This window comes from Clostridium sp. 1001283B150210_160208_E6 (assembly GCF_015669365.1).
Lineage (GTDB): Bacteria > Bacillota > Clostridia > Clostridiales > Clostridiaceae > Clostridium > Clostridium paraputrificum.
On the sequence record NZ_JADPAA010000002.1, the window covers coordinates 325979 to 344829 of the forward strand.

Here is an 18851-nt window from a genome sequence, read left to right on the forward strand (position 1 = left end):
AGGCAGTTTTTTTGTTTGTTAATTACTATTACTCTCTAAGTAAATTATGAATTACTTGTGTAGCATCCATATATTTAGCTATAGACTTACCACTATGTAATCTATTTACTATTCTAGCTAAGAATTCTGACATATCTACTCTTTCAAACCACTTAGCTTCTAGTAATTGTTCTGGTATATATGTTAAGTTAGTTGAATAAATCTTTGATATAGTACCATCTTGATAGTACTTATTGAACTTCTCTAAACCTTCTGTAAAGAAAGCAAATGTAGCAGCTACATATACATTTCTAGCATTTCTCTTCTTTAATTCTCTAGCTATGTCAAGAACAGATTCTCCTGAAGCTATCATATCATCAACTATTAATACGTCTTTTCCTGCAACGTCTCTTCCCATATATTCATGTTGAACTATTGGATTCTTTCCATTTATAACAGTTGAATGGTCTCTTCTCTTATAAAATAAACCTACATCTACACCTAATACACTTGAATAATAAATTGCTCTATCCATGGCTCCTGTATCAGGACTTATAACTAGTAACTTCTCTTTATCTAATTCTAAATCTTTTTCTTGTGATACAAGTGTTTTAACTATATCATATGTAGGATAGAAGTTTTCAAATGATAATAAAGGTACTGCATTTTGAATATTAGGGTCATGAACGTCAAATGTGATTATTTCATCTACCCCTAATCTTTCAAGCTCTTGAAGTGCTAAAGCACAATCTAAAGATTCTCTTCCTTTTCTTCTATGTTGTCTTGATTCATAAAGTAATGGCATGATTACTGTTATTCTTGCAGCCTTACCTCTTATTGCAGCAACAGTTCTCTTGATATCTTGGAAATGTTCGTCTGGTCCCATGTTATGCTCAAATCCAAACATTTTATATGTACAACTATAGTTTCCGATATCACATAAAATATAAATATCTTTACCTCTTACAGTTTCAGATATCTTAACTTTACCTTCACCATTAGCAAATCTTACTTCATTTAAAGGTATGATATAAGAGTCTTTGTTATCTCTCTCTTCTTGTATAAATTTATTTACAGCATCTCCTAGTTCGACACAGCTTTTTAGTGCTATTATGCCAAGATCATGATTCAATTCACTCATTGATTTCTCTCCTTTTCATTTAAATCCCAAATATATTATATATCAAAAAATGCTGTAATGGAAATAATTATGTACGAAATTTTGACAAATTATCCTACAATAACTCCAAATCCCAATACTACAATAGCTAATACCCCAATCATTATCATTAATGGTAGTATAAATTTCAACCATTTATCATAGGTTATATTAACCATGGCCAGAGAAGCTAATATTAACCCTGTAGGGGTTATAAATCCCATTAATCCTTGCCCAAATTCATAGGCTGAAACAATTATATCCCTATTTACTCCCACAATATCTGCAAGAGGTGCCATTATTGGTATAGATAATACTGCGAGTCCTGATGAAGAAGCTATAAAAAATCCTAAAATAATATAAACAAAGAAAATTACAGTTGAGAATACCACCCCACTCATACCAGAAATCCCTTTACTTAAATAAAATAGAATGGTATCACTAATCATTCCCTTTTCCATAATTATAGTTACTCCACGTGCTAATCCAATGATTAATGCTACACCTAATAAATCTGAAGCTCCTACTACAAATTCATTTACAAACTCTTTTTCTTTTAATCCCGCAAATAAATACATAATAAAAGTTACACCTAAAAATAAAGCAGTCATCTCTTGGAACCACCAGCCAAGTTCCTTTACTCCATAAATCATAATTCCAAAAGATAATACAAATATTATAAGCATGGCCTTTCTACCGAAGGTAAATTTAGGAGTATCTTCTTTGCTACTAATCAAATATTGTTTATCTATTTCTTCCTTCTGGCTATATATTAGTGATTTACTTGGGTCCTTCTTTACCTTTTCTGCATACCTAATTACATATATAATACATGTTAATAATCCTAAAACAAGTAAAGAAATCCTTACAAATATTCCATCTGTAAAATTTATTCCTGCTGTATTTGATGCTATTACTGTTGCAAAAGGATTTACTGTAGAAGCCATAGACCCCATTGCTGAGCCTAAATATACAGCCGCAATAGCTACTAAAGCATCGTATCCTGATGCTAAAAAAACTGGTATAACTATTGGGTAAAAAGCTATTATCTCCTCTGCTAATCCAAAAGTTGTACCCCCAATACCTATTAGAATTGTAATAAGAACAATTAACCACTTTTCTTTTCCCTTTAATATTTTTGAAAGACTATTAATACCTGCTGTAAATGCCCCAGACTTATTTACTACCCCTACAATACCTCCTATAACTAAAACAAATGTAATAATGTCTATAGAGTCATATAACCCTTCAACTGGAGCTTTAAAAAATGATACTATCCCATTAATTATAGATTTATTTTCTTTTTCTATCCCCTTATAACTCCCAGGAATAGCTACTGGCTTTGTTATTGATCCATCCTTAAACATTCCTATATTAATTTTTATCCCAAGCTCATCTAAGGTCTTTTGTGTACCTTCTAACTCCACCTGTCCCCCAAAAGGATCCTCAACTACAAATTTTCCACCCTCCATAACATAACTTAAGGTACTGTACTTTCCTGAAGGTATTACGTATGTTAATAAAAGAACAATTAGCATTACAGCCAATATAACTGTATATGCTGTTGGAAACGAAAACTTCTTTTTCCTTTTCATAAAATCACCTTTTCTTTTGTTTAATATTCACATATATTATGTACAAAAAAACAGGTTCATATTTATGAACCTGTTAGTCATCACTACATACACAAAATGAATGTTGAAGTGCTACATATTCCTCTTTTGATAAGCTTTTTAAATACTCATCAAAATGATCCTCTGAGCAAAAGTTTCCTATTTTGTTAGAAAAGTAATCTTCCTTCAATCTCTTATTGCAATATAAACACTTTTTCATCCTACTTCCTCCATATTATTTTTTCTTTTATTTTCTACATTATCAAAACAAGTATTCACTATTAAATATATATTAAAGTTCAGTTTTTCTTTATATTTTTTAATAGAATTATAATATCTCCCTATATATTTATTAAAATGTAAAAGAATGATTATAATCTACAATTTACAGTAATTTTATTATAAAATATTGTACCATAGTAGTTTTTTACAAAGGAGAAACAACATTGAATAAACAAATTACTAAAGAAGAACTATCAAAAATTTACGGAAAGATTAGTCCTTTTGAACTAAAAGATAAACTTATATCCCTTGCTAAAGAAAATAATAAAAATATACTAGATGCTGGTAGGGGAAATCCTAATTGGACAGCCTCAACTCCTAGACAAGCCTTCTTTACCTTTGGGCAATTTGCAGTAAAAGAAACACAAAGAACTTGGCAAAAAGAAGATCTTGCAGGAATGATACAAAAGAATGGAATATACCAAAGACTAACAGAGTTTATCAGTGAAAATCACAGTTTACCTGGAATAGAATTATTAAATGAAATAATTAATTATGGAATAAATACCTTAGGTTTTAAAGAAGATGATTGGGTATTTGAATTAACTGATGGAATAATTGGAGATAACTACCCTTTTCCAGATAGAATTTTAATACATATTGAGAAGATTGTTCATGACTATTTAATGAAGGAGTTATGTACAAATAAAGAATTTAATACACCTTTTGATGTATTTAGTGTTGAAGGTGGAACTGCAGCAATGTGCTATATATTTGATTCATTAGTAGCTAATTCCCTTTTAAATCCTGGTGATAAAATAGCTTTAATGACACCTATATTTACTCCTTATTTAGAGATTCCACATTTACCTCACTATAATTTTGATGTTATTAACATTCATGCAAATGAAGTAGATAATGAGGGAAATCCTACATGGCAATATCCTAAGGAAGAACTAGAAAAGCTTAAGGATAAAAACATAAAGGTAGTCTTTGTAGTTAATCCAAATAATCCTGCATCTATTGCTCTAAGCAAGGAGTGTAAAGATAACTTAAAAACTATAGTAGAAAATCATAATCCAAACTTAATGATTATAACTGATGATGTTTATTGTACCTTTGTTGACAATTTTTCATCATTAATAGTAGATATTCCTTATAATACATTAGCAGTATATTCTTTATCTAAATACTTTGGGGTTACTGGTTGGAGACTTGGAGCTATTATGCTAAACCAAGATAACATATTTAATAAGTTAATTAAAGAACTTCCTAAAGAAACTAAAGAAAGACTACATGAAAGATATAAACATCTTTCATTAAAGCCTGAAAATCTTTCCTTTATGGATAGAATGGTGGCAGATAGTAGACAAGTTGCTCTTAATCATACAGCAGGACTTTCTACCCCTCAACAAGTACAAATGGCATTCTTCTGTGCCTTTGCCTTAATGGATAAGGAAGATAAATATAAAAAACTAACTAAGGATATATGTAAAAATCGTAAGAGATTATTATTTGATGGTTTAGAAATAGAAATAAAAAATCACCCCCATGATGCTGCATACTATACTGAAATTAATCTGCTTGATTTAGCAAAATGTAAGTATGGGGAAGATTTTAGTAGATATATAGAGAAAAACTTCAAACCTTTAGATATGATTTATAACCTTGCTAATAATTACTCAATAATATTACTTAATGGGGATGGATTTGCATCATCCCAATGGTCACTAAGAGTATCCTTAGCAAACTTAAGAGATGATTCTTATTTTATTATAGGTAAATCCCTTAAAAATATGATTGATGATTTATCTTATGAATGGAAAAATAAACTTGAATTATCTATGTAAATAAACTCAAGCATTACGCTTGAGTTTTTTACTATTCCTTCACCCAGTATGCACTACAATCATTTGAACGTTCAATAAATCCATACTCTATTAATGCTCTTCTAATTGTTACATAATCATCGTATACTCTCTTTAATATTTTATTAATATCTTTCTCTGTATATTTTCTTCCCTTAACAAAATTCTTAGTAACTTCCCCAAGAATTATAATCTTCTTCTTCTCCTTAGATGGATAAGTTTTTATACCACCTGTTTCATCCATATAGTTCTTTATAACTGTTTCTCTTTCCTTCTCTGTTATATTATATCTATCATCTATAGTTGTTGCTGTTTTATGGGCATCGCAAAGTTGTTCATTATCTAACTTTGTAATCTTTTTATTTGTATTACTAGATAATAGCTCCATCATAGCAAGAAATAATCTAGCTTGCTTTTCCTTTTCTCTTAACTTATATCTATGATTTCTTATAGTAGACTGGGCTACCCCCATCTTTATAGCAATTTCTTTATCAGATAATCCATTAGCCATTAATATTATTAAATCTCTTTGTACCTCAGAAATACCAATAAAATTATTATTCATATTTAACAAGTATTGCAACATAGAGCCATGCTTATCTCCTATATGAATTTCAGTTGCCTTTTTTGCATCATATAGATTTTCATTCAAATTATATATTCTTCCTTTTTCAAACTCATCTTCGCAAACAAGGCATCTATAACAATTTTCTTCTTCCATATACCCTTTTTTAACCTCTTCAATTGATGCCTCCCAAAATAATTCTTCTCTACCCTTATTCATAACAATTCTTCCTTTCAAATTTAATCCTTTAGTTATAATTATAGTTATTTTTATATTTTTGTCTATATATTTATAAACCTTTTTTCGCTTAGTTTATTATTTTTAAATTTTACAATTTCATAAAACAAAAAAGGAAATTGATATTTCAACTTCCTTTTTTGCACACAATATTAAAAAATAACTCTTATATATTAAACTTAGCCACTAATTCAGTTAACTTTTGTGCTGACTCAGCCTGTGTCTGAGCTGTCACTGCAACTTGCTCCATAGCCTCAGTTGCTTCTGAAATATAATCCTTTATAGAAGATACATTTTCAGCAGAATTTTGTGCCATTCCTGCTACTTCCTCTACAGCAGAATTTATATCTTTAGTTGTTTTATTTATTTCTGTACTCATAGATGCAATATCACTACTCATTTTATTCATGAATATTCCATCCTCTTCATAATCATTTCCTAATTCTAATAATTTATATCCTTCTTTAGAAACATCTTCACTTATAAAAGTAAGCAGCTTATTACTACTACCAGCAATTTTATTAAATGCTTCACGTACATCCTTTATAGTAGTTTGTACATCTTTAACAGCCTCACTTGATTGTTCTGCTAACGTTCTTACCTCGTCAGCTACAACAGCAAAACCTTTTCCTTGTTCACCTGCTCTAGCTGCTTCTATAGCTGCATTCAAGGCTAACAGATTTGTTTGTTCTGCTATTTCATTTATAGTATTAGCCATTACCATTATTTCATCGACCACTTTTGCCTTATTCATGGCTTCAATAATTTCTTCTTTAACACTTAAAAATACTTTCTCATTATTATCTAATAATGCCTTTGTACTTACTTTAGTATCGTAGGCCTTCTTACTTATTTTTTCTGCATTTCCTCTTCCTTCATTAGCCTTTTCTTCTAATACTATAGTCCTTGAAGATACTTCTGATATTGAAGCATATAACTCTTCTGCAGTTGCACTAGTTTCTTGAACCGTAGAATTAATATTGTTTGCCGAAGCACTTATTTCCTCAAGTTGTGATGTCATTTCTTCAACAGTAGCATATAATTCCTCGCTACCTGCACTCATATCCTCTGTGCTTTCAATTAAAACTTTTAATAATTCTTTTATATTATCTTGAGCTTTATTTAAAGAATTTGCTATAGTACCAAACTCATTCTTTCTCTCTATATTTATTTCTTCTGATAAATTATACTCTGCCATTCTATTTGATAATAATCCAATCTTCTTTAGGTATCCTCTTATTTCTTTAATAATTAGAAAAGAACATACTATAGAAAAAATAATTGCTAAAATTAAATACGTATTAGATATGAAAACACTTCTTTTATATCTCACTTTACTCTCTTCTACAGATTGAACTGCCCAAGTTTCATTCATATCTACAATTTTATTTAAATCCCATGTATAAGCTTCTTTTTGCCTATTTAACTCTGGTATTAACGCCTTAGCACCTTCTTTGTCCCCCCTCATAATTAGTGCTACTATATCATCAACAACCTTATTATACTCACCAAAAGAATTTAAAAATATATTAGTGTATAGGGTGTCCTCATAATCTCCAGAAATTGTTTCTTTATACTTTTCAATATAGTCATTGCATTTAACCCTATTTTCTTCAATAGTATTTATTATTTTCTCTTTATCTCCACTATTTTCATCATTACATAAAAAATTAGTTATTAAATAATTTTCTAATGCTATTTCACTAACCTTACCTATATATAATATTCCCTGTGTATCTTCGTTATATAAAGTTAATAATTCATCATTTGATACTTTCATATTATAAGTATTAAATATTGTTAAAGAAAACATCAATAATATTATTACAGAAAAAACCGCAATTAACTTTTTTGATATGTTAGTATTTCTTATTATGTTCATATTATTCCTCCTAATATATTTTTTTCATATGTAACCATTTTTAAACATAAGCATTTGTCATTATATCAAATTGATATAAATAATCAAATATCATTCTATTAAATCATTCTCGTTTTTTTCACATTTTTTTATTATTTATTTAATTATCACCCATTTATTTTAATAATTTACCATCTTATCATTATCTTCTACTTTGAACATAATTTTTTTGTTTTATTTGTAATTATTTTTTTCAACAAATAAACACTATATTTATATTAATTTTGATATAATTCACTTGAGGTGTTGATATGAAAAATTTAAAGATTTATTTTACTTCAGATATGCATGGCTTTGTATATCCAACAGACTATACTAATAATGATGATAAGCATATAGGAATGCTAAATGTAATTAACTCTTTCACAAAGGACGAAAACACTTTAATAATTGATGGAGGCGATACTATTCAAGGTTCTCCATTTACAACCTTCATATCTAAAAAAGATTTTGAAGTTCATCCAATTGGGAAAGTTTTAAACCAAGGTAAATATGATTTTGTTACATTAGGGAATCATGATTTTAACTATGGATATGATTATCTTGCTAAATACCTAAATACACTAGATGCAACTTGTGTTTGTGCTAATGTAGAAGATAAAACAGGTAAACTTCCTATCCTTCCATATGCAATTAAAACACTAGGAAATGGATTAAAAATAGGTATATTAGGTTTTACAACAGATTTTATAAATATCTGGGAACAGCCACAAAACCTAACAAACTTTAATATAAATGATACCTATACTTCAGTAAAAAAAGTATTTGATGAAGTAAGATCTCAAGTTGATATTTTACTTGGAGTTTATCATGGTGGTTTTGAAAAAGATCTAGATACCGAGAAGATTTTAAGCACAAGTAATGAGAATATAGCTTATAAGATTTGTGAGGACTTTAACTTTGATATCCTATTAACTGGACATCAACATATGGATATTGGTGGACAATATATTAATGGAACTTATATAGTCCAAACACCACAAAATGCATTTAGGTTTATAGAATTAAACTTAGAGTATGAAGAAAAAATTATTTCAATTAAATCAGAATTAAAGACTGCAGAAATAAATCCAAATAAAGAAATGTTCAATGAATTATTACCTTATGAAAAAGAAGTTCAAAAGTGGTTAGATAGCCCTGTAGGATTTTTAGATATTCCACTTAATCCTTCTACTCACATAGAAATGGCTTTATCAGGCTCAAATCTTGCTAACTTTATAAATAGAATTCAATTAGATGCAAGTGATGCTGATATAGCATGTACATCCTTTGCTAATAGCATAAAAGGATTTAATACTGATGTAACTGTTCGTGATATTGTTTCAACTTACGTTTATCCAAACACTTTAGTTGTATATGAAGTTACTGGAGAAATATTAAAGAAAGCCTTATCAAGAAGCGCTGAATATTTTTATTATGACGGAAAAGAAGTAAGAATTTCAGACTCATTCTTAAAGCCAAAGGTTGAACATTATAACTATGATTATTTTTCAAATATAGAATATACATTTACTTTAAATTCTAATGGAAGAAATAGTGTAGATGCTGTTAAATTTAACGGAAAAGAAATAAGTGATAATGATAAATTCACATTAGTTATGAATAATTACAGAGCTAGTGGTGCTGGTGGATATGAATTCTTTAAGGATTGTAAAATCATAAAAGAAATTCAAATAGAAATGCCAGAGATTATAATAAATTATTTTGAAAAGCACAAAAAAGTTATTGTAGATAAAACCAAATACATCCATGTTAAGCTAAATAAATAATTTTAGAATAGAATGAAGGAGTTGTAGCAAGCTTTATTCTATGAATATTTATATAAACATATATTTATATAAATGTATATTTATATATTTATTGTACAAAGGACCCTATTAAATAGATTTTTTATTCTCTACTTAATAAGGTCCATTTTAATATAAATATGTATGTATAAGATTAAATTACAGCTCTACTATCTTCAGCATAGTTAATTGCTTCCACTGCACTCCAAAATATTTTGTCTTCTCCAATCTTATCCTTAAATCCTGACTTTTCTATTGTATCCTTAACTCCTTCCTGTAATCCACATAAAAGAAGTCTACAATCATTGGATATAAGTTCCTCCATTATTTCTTCCAGTGCTTGAATCCCTGTAATATCTATTAAAGGAACTCCTCTCATAGATAGTATTAAAACCTTAGCATCCTCTAATGATTCAATTTCTGATCTAAGCTTGTCCACAGTACCAAAGAATAATGGCCCAGTAAAATAAATTACCTTTGTTCTTCCTAAGAAATTATTTTTACTTATATTTCTATTTAATTTGTTCTCATCAACGTCACTAATAAAGATATCTGCATTTGATATTTTCACCATAAACAATAGACTCGCAAAAATTACTCCTATTAATATAGCTTGTGTTAAATCAAAAACTATTGTTGCCATCATGGTTATAAAGAATTTCATAATAGATCCCTTAAATCTTTTAGTGAACATATATTTAATATTTTCCCACTCATTCATTCTCCAAGCAGTAACCATCAAAACTCCTGCTAATGCTGATAGAGGAATTTTTGACATTATAGGTGCTAAAACAAACATTGATATTAATAAAAATATAGAGTGGAAAATACTAACCAACCTAGTTTGAGCACCTGATTTTATAGCTACACTTGTTCTTGCTATTGCAGCTGTAGCAGGTACCCCTCCAAAGAAAGGTATAATCATATTTCCAATCCCTTGAGCAACAAGTTCTCTATTAGGATCAAAGGATTCTCCCTTCATTTTCTTACCAACTTCACCACAAAGTAAACTTTCAATCATGGCTAAAGCAGCTATACTAATAGCAGGAACCACTAATCCCTTAATAGATTCTAAATTAATACCTGCAAAAGTTAATCTATCATCTAAAATCAATTTTTGTGGGATATCTCCTATAACATCAACTGGTAAATTAAATAACATATTAACTATTAAAGCTACTATAAGTCCAATTAAGGATGATGGAACTTTTGCATTCCACTTTTTAGGCCATAGAATCATTATAGCTACTACAAGTAATCCAATTAGTATTGCATACATATTAGGATTTATAGGTCCTCTTACAAAGTTAAATACCTTTATAATTGCACTATCAGAAGTTTTTGTAGTTACTCCAAAAAAGTTATCTAGTTGTCCAATTGCAATAGTTAATGCGATACCAGATGTAAAACCTGTAATTACTGGTAGTGGAATATAAGATACCACTTTTCCTAACTTAAATACACCTGCAACTATTAGAATAAGACCTGCTATTAAACTAGCTACCCATATTCCTTCTAATCCATATTGTTGTCCAAGCAATATTAATATTGCACTCATAGCTCCAGTTGGTCCTGAAATTTGAAAGGAACCTCCAGAAAGAGCACCAATTACTAAACCAGAGATTATTGCTGTTATAATTCCAGCACCAGCTGATGCTCCACAACTTACACCAAAGGCTAATGCTAAAGGAAGTGCAACTGCTGTAACAGTTATCCCTGCCATTAGGTCCTTTTTAAACTTTCCTCCATTGTAGTTCTTAAACTCTTTGATTAAATCATTTTTGTAATTAGTAAACATTTTTTGCCCCATTTCTTATACTTTTTTTAAAACACATCAACTATTCTATACCTTAATGTAAATAAAGACAAGTTTTACATAGAAGAATAAAAAAAGTGGGAGATATTTATTTTGCTTGTTCTCAAAACAAATATCTCCCACTACTACTAAAAGTAAGAAAATTATAAAGCTATTATTCTTGATTTTATATATGTTACTATACGGCTTGAGTTTCAAGATCAATAACTAGCTTTTTGCATTGTTGGCAAACATAAGCTTCACTTCTAGGTCTTCCAAAAGCTGAATTAGTCTTTAACTTTATGCCCCCTGTTGACCATATACCTGCTACTAGCTTCTTATCTTCTGCTTGCCATTTTAGTGCATATCTATCACCAAAAAGATTTCCCTTTACCATTTCATTACCACAACTTGAACAAACCATCTTTTTTCCTCCCATAATATATAAAAAGTTAATCACTTAATATATATTATTTATGTCCCCTAATAATAACATCTAATTTCTTGCTTTTAAGTGAATGGCTAGTCCATGATTACAATATTACCTATATAGCACTTGATACTACATCTATTTCATATTTACTAAAATCTTTCTTTATTAGCATAATCTTTACTTCCCTTTTTTCTCCTGGCTTTATATCAGTTTCATTTGTAAATGAACTCTCAATAGTAACCCCACTACCATCGTATAACTTATAATTAAATTGGATGTAATCTATTGTTTCACCTGAAGTATTCTCAAACACCCCTACGATTTCACTTGAATACTCCCCTTTTTTAACTTCCCAGTTAACCTTCTTTGCCATCTCATTATATAATTCATCTTTAGATTTTTTGTCATCTTCCATTTGATTTATTGTGTCAGAGGCTGACTTTGCCATTCCCCCCATTAATGCTGTACATCCTCCAACTAAAACAATAAGTGTTATTACCACCCCAATTAGAATCTTCTTCATTATTATTCCTCCTTTAAAACCAAAAATGATACTTGTCCATTTTCTTGGACTAGTATCATTATAAAAATAATAAAAGTTTTATTGGTATGCTGTCAGCATACACCTATTGAAATATATTTAACATCATGCCAGCAAAGATTATAATTAATATAGTATAAATAGTAAATCCTACTTTTCTCATACTTTTATTATTCCCTTTTAACAAAGGTAACATAGATTGTATATTATTATAGTTTCCATAAAGAAAAGTTAACCCTAATAATGCTATAACCATACTGATATCACCAATAATATAAGAAAAACTTTTTGTACCTATATCAATAAAAATAGCAAGTACTAAAAATATGTACCATAATGATGCAGCTAAAATATAAGAAGGCTTTCCTCTTCTAAATCCAGGTAAGTTTCTAATAAACACTTTACTCTTTCTATATTTTATTTGTTTGCCACTACATAACTCTAGATCTTCCTTAAGTTCAAGGCATGTTTTATATCTTTCATTAGGAGAAATCTTAACACATTTTTCAATTATATTAGCTAATTTTTCATCATTCTTTTTATCCCTTGGTAGTTTTCCTGTTGTTAAAACATTCATTAAAACACCAATGGAATAAATATCACTTCTACTATCTGTTTGGTTAAACCCAAATTGCTCTGGGGATGCATATCCTTCTGTTCCTAATATCTGAGTATCCCTATTTTCATCACTTTTATGTATTCTTGACACATCAAAATCTATTAACTTAACTATACCATTATTATCTACAATAATATTAGATGGCTTTATATCCCTATGTATTATTGGACTATTTAAATTATGTAAAACCTCTAATATTTCGCAAATCTTTATACTATATTCTATAACCTTATCCTCTGATAATACTCCTTCCCCCTGGATTTCCTCTAGAGTTTTACCATTAATAAATTCTTCAATTACATAAAGTATCCCCTCATCCTCAATAACTTCATAAACCTTTGGAATACCTATATTATCAATATTCTGTAATTCTTTAAAAACCTCTATTTTATAATTTGACAATATCTTTTTTACATATATCTTATTATCCACTATATTCTGAACTAACTCTATCTTACTTTTATCTGATTCATTTATTACCGTTAGTTCTTTATATAAGGATAATTTATAACCAACATTATAATTCATCTCCATGTCCCACCTAAACTTTCACTTAACTATAATATACTATATAATATTATTATCTCATTTTTTATTTAAGGATGGAATAACTATGAATGATAAAAAGACTTCTGAATTATTAAATACTCTTAATTCTATAGATAATTATAAAAGTTTAAAAACATATATTTCTAAAGATTTAGATGTTAAGGAACTAACTATTTCTGAATACTTAGTTAACCTTTGTAATAAAAAAGGTATAAGTAAAAGCACTTTAATTGCTAATGCGGATATTGATCGTACATATGGATACCAAATTTTAAATGGAAGTAAAAATCCTAGTAGAAATAATATAGTTAAGCTTTGCTTATCCCTACAGCTTACTTTAGATGAAACGGATAGAGCTCTGACTATAGCTAAAGAAGGAAAACTTTATCCTAAGGTTATTAGAGATACTTTTTTAATATTTGCTATAAATAACAAGCTTAGTGTATTAGATACAAATATATTATTAGAAGAAAATGGACAAGATATCCTATAGATATCCTGTCCTTTACTTTTAAAAAATATAAGTCATATTTTGGGGTTCATAATAAGATAATCCATGTTGTTTAGCTAACCCCTTAACCAAATTATCAATCTTTTCTGCATCTTCAAGTAAACATCCAATAATTACAAATCCTTTACTCTTGTTTACATCCAACTTTTCTCCCTTTGATATTAAATCTTCAAAGAACTCATCTATTATCCCAATATCTCCAACAAGAGAATCTTCCCCTTGGCATAACTGCTCATATAAAAACTGCGCTCCCATTGCATTACTTACCTTATCACTGTTCCATACTGCACAATACCACTCCATAAAATCCCTCCATTTATCTAATCTATATTAAATAACTAATAAACATAGTTGCAAGTCCAAGGAAGAAGAAAAAGCCTAAAACATCGGTAACTGTTGTTACAAAAACTGCTGATGCTAGTGCAGGGTCCACCTTAAGCTTCTTTAATATTACTGGAACTATAAAACCTGACATTGTTGCTACCATCATATTTAATATCATTGCAAGACCAATTACAATACCAAATACAAAGTTTCTTTCCCACATAAAGCCTAAAACTGCTATAATAGCTCCAATAACTATTCCTGTTGTAAGCCCCACTAATAGCTCTTTTATAAAAATTCTCATTCCATTGTCTTTATCTAATTCACCTAATGCAATCCCACGAACTACTATTGTTAAGGATTGAGTTCCTGCATTTCCACCCATTCCTGCTACAATAGGCATAAAGGTTGCAAGAGTTACAACTTGACTTATAGTTCCTTCAAAAACTCCTACTACAGAAGCTGCAAGAATTGCAGTAATTAAATTTACTATAAGCCATGGCAATCTACTTTTTATAGAGTCCCTAAGGGAACCATCTACCTTTTCCTCTTCATCTACACCACCAAGGCGATGAATATCTTCTGTAGTTTCCTCCTGCATAACCTCAACTATATCATCTACAGTTACTATTCCTAAAATCTTATTATTTTCATCTACAACTGGCATTGTCATAAATCCATACTTTTCAAACTTAATAGCAACTTCTTCTTGGTCCATATAGTAAGGAACTGATATTACATTAGTATTTGTTATTTCAGATATCTTTGTATCAAAGTCATTACATACTATATCTCTTAAAGATACTACACCTTTTAAAACATTCTCCTTATTAATAACATAAAGATAATATGCAGATTCAGCATCTGGAGCTTCCTTTTGTAAATACTTTAGGGTTTTTTCAATAGTTTTATTTTCTCTTATTGATACAAACTCCGTTGCCATAATACCGCCAGCTGTATCTGGCTCATATGAAAGAAGCTTATAAACATCTTTTCTATCTTCTTCATTTATTTTCTTTAAAACACTTCTTGTTTCCTCTTCATCTAAAGCTCCAACAAGGTCTGTTAACTCATCAGAGGACATTTCACCCAAAATCTTCTTTTGCTCACTTTCAGAAAACTTCTTTAAAATTTCATACTTTTCTTCATCCTCTTCTTCTTCAAGGATAGCTGCAATAAACCAGTCTGGAGATCTTTTTAATATTTTAAAGAAATCATCTTCGTTATCATGAAGTAAATCTAATACATCAGCAGGATGAATATCCTCAATCTTCTCTTCTAGCTCCTCCTGAGTATAATTTAATAATCTTTCTAATAAATCTTTTTCATTTAATTCTTCCTTCATTATAACTCCTCCTTATATAAGAGGATAAAGCACCCTATACGGCGAACAAACTTCATCCTCATCCTTTATTTTGTTTCCAGTCTTAGCTTTTATACTCCTACTGGCGTCAGATTCCATTTGATTCACCACCTTATTTTATAAATATAAAAAGACCTTTTAACCCTACGTTAAAAAGTCTTAAAAATAACACAATTTAATTGTAGAGCTTTAGCACTATAAAGCTTTGACATTTTCTCGTCAGCTACGTTAAAAATTACCTTGGCGATAATTATTGTTAACCCATTGGAATCTCTCGATTTTTCTGGGCAGCAGCATCTATCTTTATAGGAGCCTCACCTAACAAATTTTCTTACTTTATACTATTCTTTTATTTAATATAAGTCAACAATTTTGAACTAATATTCTAAATTTTTAAGCATTAGTCCTTTCCCTGGAACTTTTAAGCCCGAATTTTCTCTATTCTTAGAATCTAGTATTTCTTTAATGTCCTCTGGCTTTCTTTTATGAAGTCCAACCTCTACTAATGTACCAACAATTATTCTTACCATATTTAACAGGAATCCGTTTCCACTTACCTCTATTTGAACCAATCCATTATTATTTATTATTTTTATATCCCTTATAGTTCTTATAGTAGACTTTTTATCCTTCTTTACTTTCAAATTAGTAAAACTCTTAAAGTCATGAGTACCTATAAGATACTTTGCACCTTCTATCATACTTTCTATATCTAATTCTTCTTCAACATGATAAGAAAATCTCTTGGAAAATACATCTTGATATTTTGTGTTTTGAATTGAATATACATAGGTTTTTCCCTTTACATTTAACCTAGAGTGAAACCTATCACTTGCCATCTTAAGTTCTTTAACCACAATATCCTCTGGTAAATATTCCTGAAGATAATTCATCATTTCCTCTAAAGTCATAGCTGAATTAGTAAAAAAATTTGCCACATAATTATCTGCATGAACCCCAGAATCTGTTCTTCCACAGCCTATTACTTCTATCTCCTCCCCTGTCATTTTACTTAAAACATTTTCAATTTTACCTTGTATTGTTACAACAGTATTCCCTTTTTGATTCTGCTTTTGCCATCCCTTATATCTTGTTCCATCATATTGTAATAACATTTTTATGTTTCTCATATTTCCCTCCTAAAGAAAAAAGAATCTAGATACTATTTTACCTAGATTCTTTAATTGCTACAACATATGCTAACTCAAAAGTTCCTTTTATTTTTTTACTTTTCTTTATTTTAAAACCATTACTTTTTATAAACTTAATATATTCATCAGTTGTCCATTTGCTATAGGCCTTAAACCCTACAATAGACATAAGTTTCGTTAATACTTTAGATTTTATACTACTCTTATGGGCAAAGGTTGGTGCTATTAAAATGCCATCATCCTTTAATACTCTTTTAATATTACTAAGTGCTTCTTCAGGCTTTGGCATTATATGAAGTGCATTAGATATAAGTACACAATCAAAGGTTTTAGAACCATAAGGCAAATTACATGCATCCTCTACTGAAAAATTAAGATTATTGGGTCTCTCTTTTTGTTTTGCTTCTTTTATCATTTCTTCAGAAAAATCAGTAGCCTCCAAATACTTCACCTTATCTGCTATTCTTAAAGCAATTAACCCTGTACCTGTTGCAAGCTCTAACATTTCCATTTTAGAATTTACATCTCTTCTAATAAGCTTAATCATCTCTTCATAAGCTTGTTCATCTTGTTTAATTATAAGGTCATATTTACTAGCAAATCTATTCCAAAACTTTTTATTTGAATTATCCTCTTGATTCACCATATTCTCACCAGCCTCATCAAATTCCACTGCTCGTATACATTTTACCATAATTATCCTTATTAGCAAATCTAATTTATAACATCATATGCTATACTTAATACCTATATATTTGACTATAACCTTATTAAATGATATCATTACTAAGCAATTGGAATCTGTATTCCAATTAGGATAGAGTTTGAGTGTCTGTCAGCTGATGCCAAACTCTTATTTGTTTTACATGAAAGGATGATTAATTATGGCTTTTAAAAGCTTAGGAATAAATGAAAATATAGTTAATAGATTAAATAAAAATGGAATTAAAACTCCAACTCCTATACAGGAGGAAAGTATTCCTCATATTCTACTAGGAAAAGATTTAATAGGTGAAGCAAAAACTGGTACTGGAAAGACTCTAGCTTTCTTGATACCAATATTCCAAAACCTATCACCAAAATCTAATGCTACACAGGTGCTTATATTATCTCCTACTAGAGAATTAGCAATACAAATTACTGAAGAAGCTAAGAAATTAAATGTGAATGAAGAAATTAATATTTTAGCTGCATATGGAGGCAAAGATATTGGAAGCCAACTAAAGAAGCTTAAAAACAATATTCATATGATAATAGCTACCCCTGGAAGACTTTTAGATCATATTGAAAGAAAATCTGTTGATTTATCTAAATTAAAAACTATTGTAATTGATGAAGCTGACCAAATGCTTCTTATGGGATTCAAAAATGAAATAGAAAAAATTATGAAGGTGTGTTCTAAAAACCACCAAACACTTTGTTTCTCAGCCACTATGGATTCCCAAGTTAAAAAGTTAGCCTACAGATATATGAAGGAACCAGTATTTATAGATATAAAATCCCCAACTATAGCAGTAGATAAAATTAAACAAGAAGTTGTAGAAGTAAGTGATAGATGGAAACAAGAAGCCCTTTGTTCTACATTAAATGAAGACAATCCATTTATGTCTATTATTTTCTGCAGAACTAAGCGTAGAGCTGATGCTTTAGAATTAGCTCTTCATCAAAAAGGTTACAATTGTCAAAAGATACATAGTGATGTTCCTCAACCAAAACGTGAAAGAATAATAAAGGCTTTTAGAAATGCAGATATTCAATATTTAATTGCAACCGATGTAGCTGCTAGAGGTATTGATATTTCAGGCGTAACTCACATATATAACTACGATACTCCTGAAACTCCTGAAAGTTATATTCACCGTATTGGTAGAACAGGACGTGCAGGTGAAGATGGATATACATGCATGTTTGTTGCACCAAAAGATGAAAATCAGCTAAAAGAAATAGAAGAAAAAATAGGTTTTAAAATAAATAGACGTGAAATAAAAAAGGTGTAGCGGATATTTATTTTGCTTGTTCCGTCGCAAGCTCCAAGTCACATCAAAACAAATATCCACCCCACCCGTACTAAAGGTAAGGAAATTATAAAATTACTATCCTTTATTTTATATTTTTTAATATGAAAATATAATGATACCTTTGATTTATAGCTAATTGAAATTTTATACTTTCCTAGACAGTAAAAAAGATAAGTTGAATAATCAACTTATCTTT

General features: G+C 29.4%; 17 protein-coding genes and 1 riboswitch. Of the genes, 4 read left to right on the forward strand and 13 right to left on the reverse strand.

The features are described 5' to 3' along the window. Positions 1-28: 28 nt before the first annotated feature. From I4V16_RS04290 to I4V16_RS04300, 3 genes are all read right to left on the reverse strand, one after another. Positions 29-1120, reverse strand: a complete 1092-nt coding sequence (locus I4V16_RS04290; protein WP_195573244.1) for a ribose-phosphate pyrophosphokinase — start codon at positions 1118-1120, stop codon at positions 29-31. Positions 1121-1209: 89 nt separating this feature from the next. Continuing rightward, a complete protein-coding gene (locus I4V16_RS04295; RefSeq protein WP_195573242.1) occupies positions 1210-2733 on the reverse strand; it encodes a YfcC family protein in 1524 nt (507 codons plus the stop codon). A 73-nt stretch (positions 2734-2806) separates the two neighbouring features. Next, entirely contained in the window at positions 2807-2971 is a 165-nt protein-coding gene (locus I4V16_RS04300; RefSeq protein ID WP_195542195.1) for a hypothetical protein, read from the reverse strand. 226 nt (positions 2972-3197) lie between these two features. On the opposite strand from I4V16_RS04300, the gene aspD reads away from it, so the two are divergent. Beyond that, positions 3198-4823, forward strand: a complete 1626-nt coding sequence (gene aspD, locus I4V16_RS04305; protein WP_195966538.1) for an aspartate 4-decarboxylase — start codon at positions 3198-3200, stop codon at positions 4821-4823. A gap of 31 nt (positions 4824-4854) precedes the next feature. Here the strand turns inward: aspD and I4V16_RS04310 are convergent, their stop codons facing one another. Together I4V16_RS04310 and I4V16_RS04315 are read right to left on the reverse strand one after the other, a co-directional pair. Next, positions 4855-5625: a DUF2087 domain-containing protein gene (locus tag I4V16_RS04310; RefSeq protein ID WP_099329612.1), complete on the reverse strand. Its 771-nt coding sequence runs from the start codon at positions 5623-5625 to the stop codon at positions 4855-4857. 184 nt (positions 5626-5809) lie between these two features. Then, positions 5810-7525 (reverse strand): methyl-accepting chemotaxis protein, encoded by a 1716-nt coding sequence (locus tag I4V16_RS04315; protein WP_195573238.1) that lies wholly within the window; start codon positions 7523-7525, stop codon positions 5810-5812. Positions 7526-7815: 290 nt separating this feature from the next. Here I4V16_RS04315 and I4V16_RS04320 point away from each other — a divergent pair, with 290 nt between their 5' ends. Further along, positions 7816-9333 carry a bifunctional UDP-sugar hydrolase/5'-nucleotidase gene (locus I4V16_RS04320; protein WP_195573236.1) on the forward strand — a complete coding sequence of 506 codons (1518 nt, stop codon included), beginning with the start codon at positions 7816-7818 and terminating at the stop codon, positions 9331-9333. A gap of 172 nt (positions 9334-9505) precedes the next feature. Here the strand turns inward: I4V16_RS04320 and I4V16_RS04325 are convergent, their stop codons facing one another. The 4 genes from I4V16_RS04325 to I4V16_RS04340 form a co-directional block, all read right to left on the reverse strand. After that, a complete protein-coding gene (locus I4V16_RS04325) occupies positions 9506-11149 on the reverse strand; it encodes a SulP family inorganic anion transporter (RefSeq protein ID WP_195573291.1) in 1644 nt (547 codons plus the stop codon). Positions 11150-11345: 196 nt separating this feature from the next. Further along, on the reverse strand, positions 11346-11570 hold the full coding sequence (locus I4V16_RS04330) for a PF20097 family protein (RefSeq protein WP_049180201.1): 225 nt from the start codon (positions 11568-11570) through the stop codon (positions 11346-11348). A 121-nt stretch (positions 11571-11691) separates the two neighbouring features. Then, complete coding sequence (locus I4V16_RS04335) at positions 11692-12102, reverse strand: FxLYD domain-containing protein (protein WP_049180199.1); 411 nt, start codon at positions 12100-12102, stop codon at positions 11692-11694. Between the two features lie 103 nt (positions 12103-12205). Then, the gene (locus tag I4V16_RS04340) at positions 12206-13267 is read right to left on the reverse strand and encodes a serine/threonine-protein kinase (RefSeq protein ID WP_195966539.1); all 1062 of its coding nucleotides are present in this window, start codon (positions 13265-13267) and stop codon (positions 12206-12208) included. Positions 13268-13352: 85 nt separating this feature from the next. On the opposite strand from I4V16_RS04340, the gene I4V16_RS04345 reads away from it, so the two are divergent. Further along, positions 13353-13781: a helix-turn-helix transcriptional regulator gene (locus I4V16_RS04345; protein ID WP_099329608.1), complete on the forward strand. Its 429-nt coding sequence runs from the start codon at positions 13353-13355 to the stop codon at positions 13779-13781. Positions 13782-13799: 18 nt separating this feature from the next. Here I4V16_RS04345 and I4V16_RS04350 read toward each other — a convergent pair whose 3' ends face one another. The 4 genes from I4V16_RS04350 to I4V16_RS04365 all read right to left on the reverse strand — a co-directional run bounded on the left by I4V16_RS04350 (position 13800) and on the right by I4V16_RS04365 (position 17331). Beyond that, positions 13800-14102 (reverse strand): hypothetical protein, encoded by a 303-nt coding sequence (locus I4V16_RS04350; protein ID WP_099329607.1) that lies wholly within the window; start codon positions 14100-14102, stop codon positions 13800-13802. Positions 14103-14124: 22 nt separating this feature from the next. Continuing rightward, positions 14125-15468, reverse strand: a complete 1344-nt coding sequence (gene mgtE, locus I4V16_RS04355) for a magnesium transporter (protein ID WP_049180192.1) — start codon at positions 15466-15468, stop codon at positions 14125-14127. Between the two features lie 185 nt (positions 15469-15653). Then, positions 15654-15819: riboswitch (M-box (ykoK) riboswitch) on the reverse strand. A gap of 44 nt (positions 15820-15863) precedes the next feature. Beyond that, a complete protein-coding gene (gene truA / locus I4V16_RS04360) occupies positions 15864-16616 on the reverse strand; it encodes a tRNA pseudouridine(38-40) synthase TruA (RefSeq protein ID WP_049180189.1) in 753 nt (250 codons plus the stop codon). 37 nt (positions 16617-16653) lie between these two features. Beyond that, positions 16654-17331, reverse strand: a complete 678-nt coding sequence (locus I4V16_RS04365; RefSeq protein WP_242974252.1) for a class I SAM-dependent methyltransferase — start codon at positions 17329-17331, stop codon at positions 16654-16656. 190 nt (positions 17332-17521) lie between these two features. On the opposite strand from I4V16_RS04365, the gene I4V16_RS04370 reads away from it, so the two are divergent. Beyond that, positions 17522-18634 carry a DEAD/DEAH box helicase gene (locus tag I4V16_RS04370; RefSeq protein ID WP_049180187.1) on the forward strand — a complete coding sequence of 371 codons (1113 nt, stop codon included), beginning with the start codon at positions 17522-17524 and terminating at the stop codon, positions 18632-18634. The last annotated feature ends 217 nt before the right edge of the window (positions 18635-18851 follow it).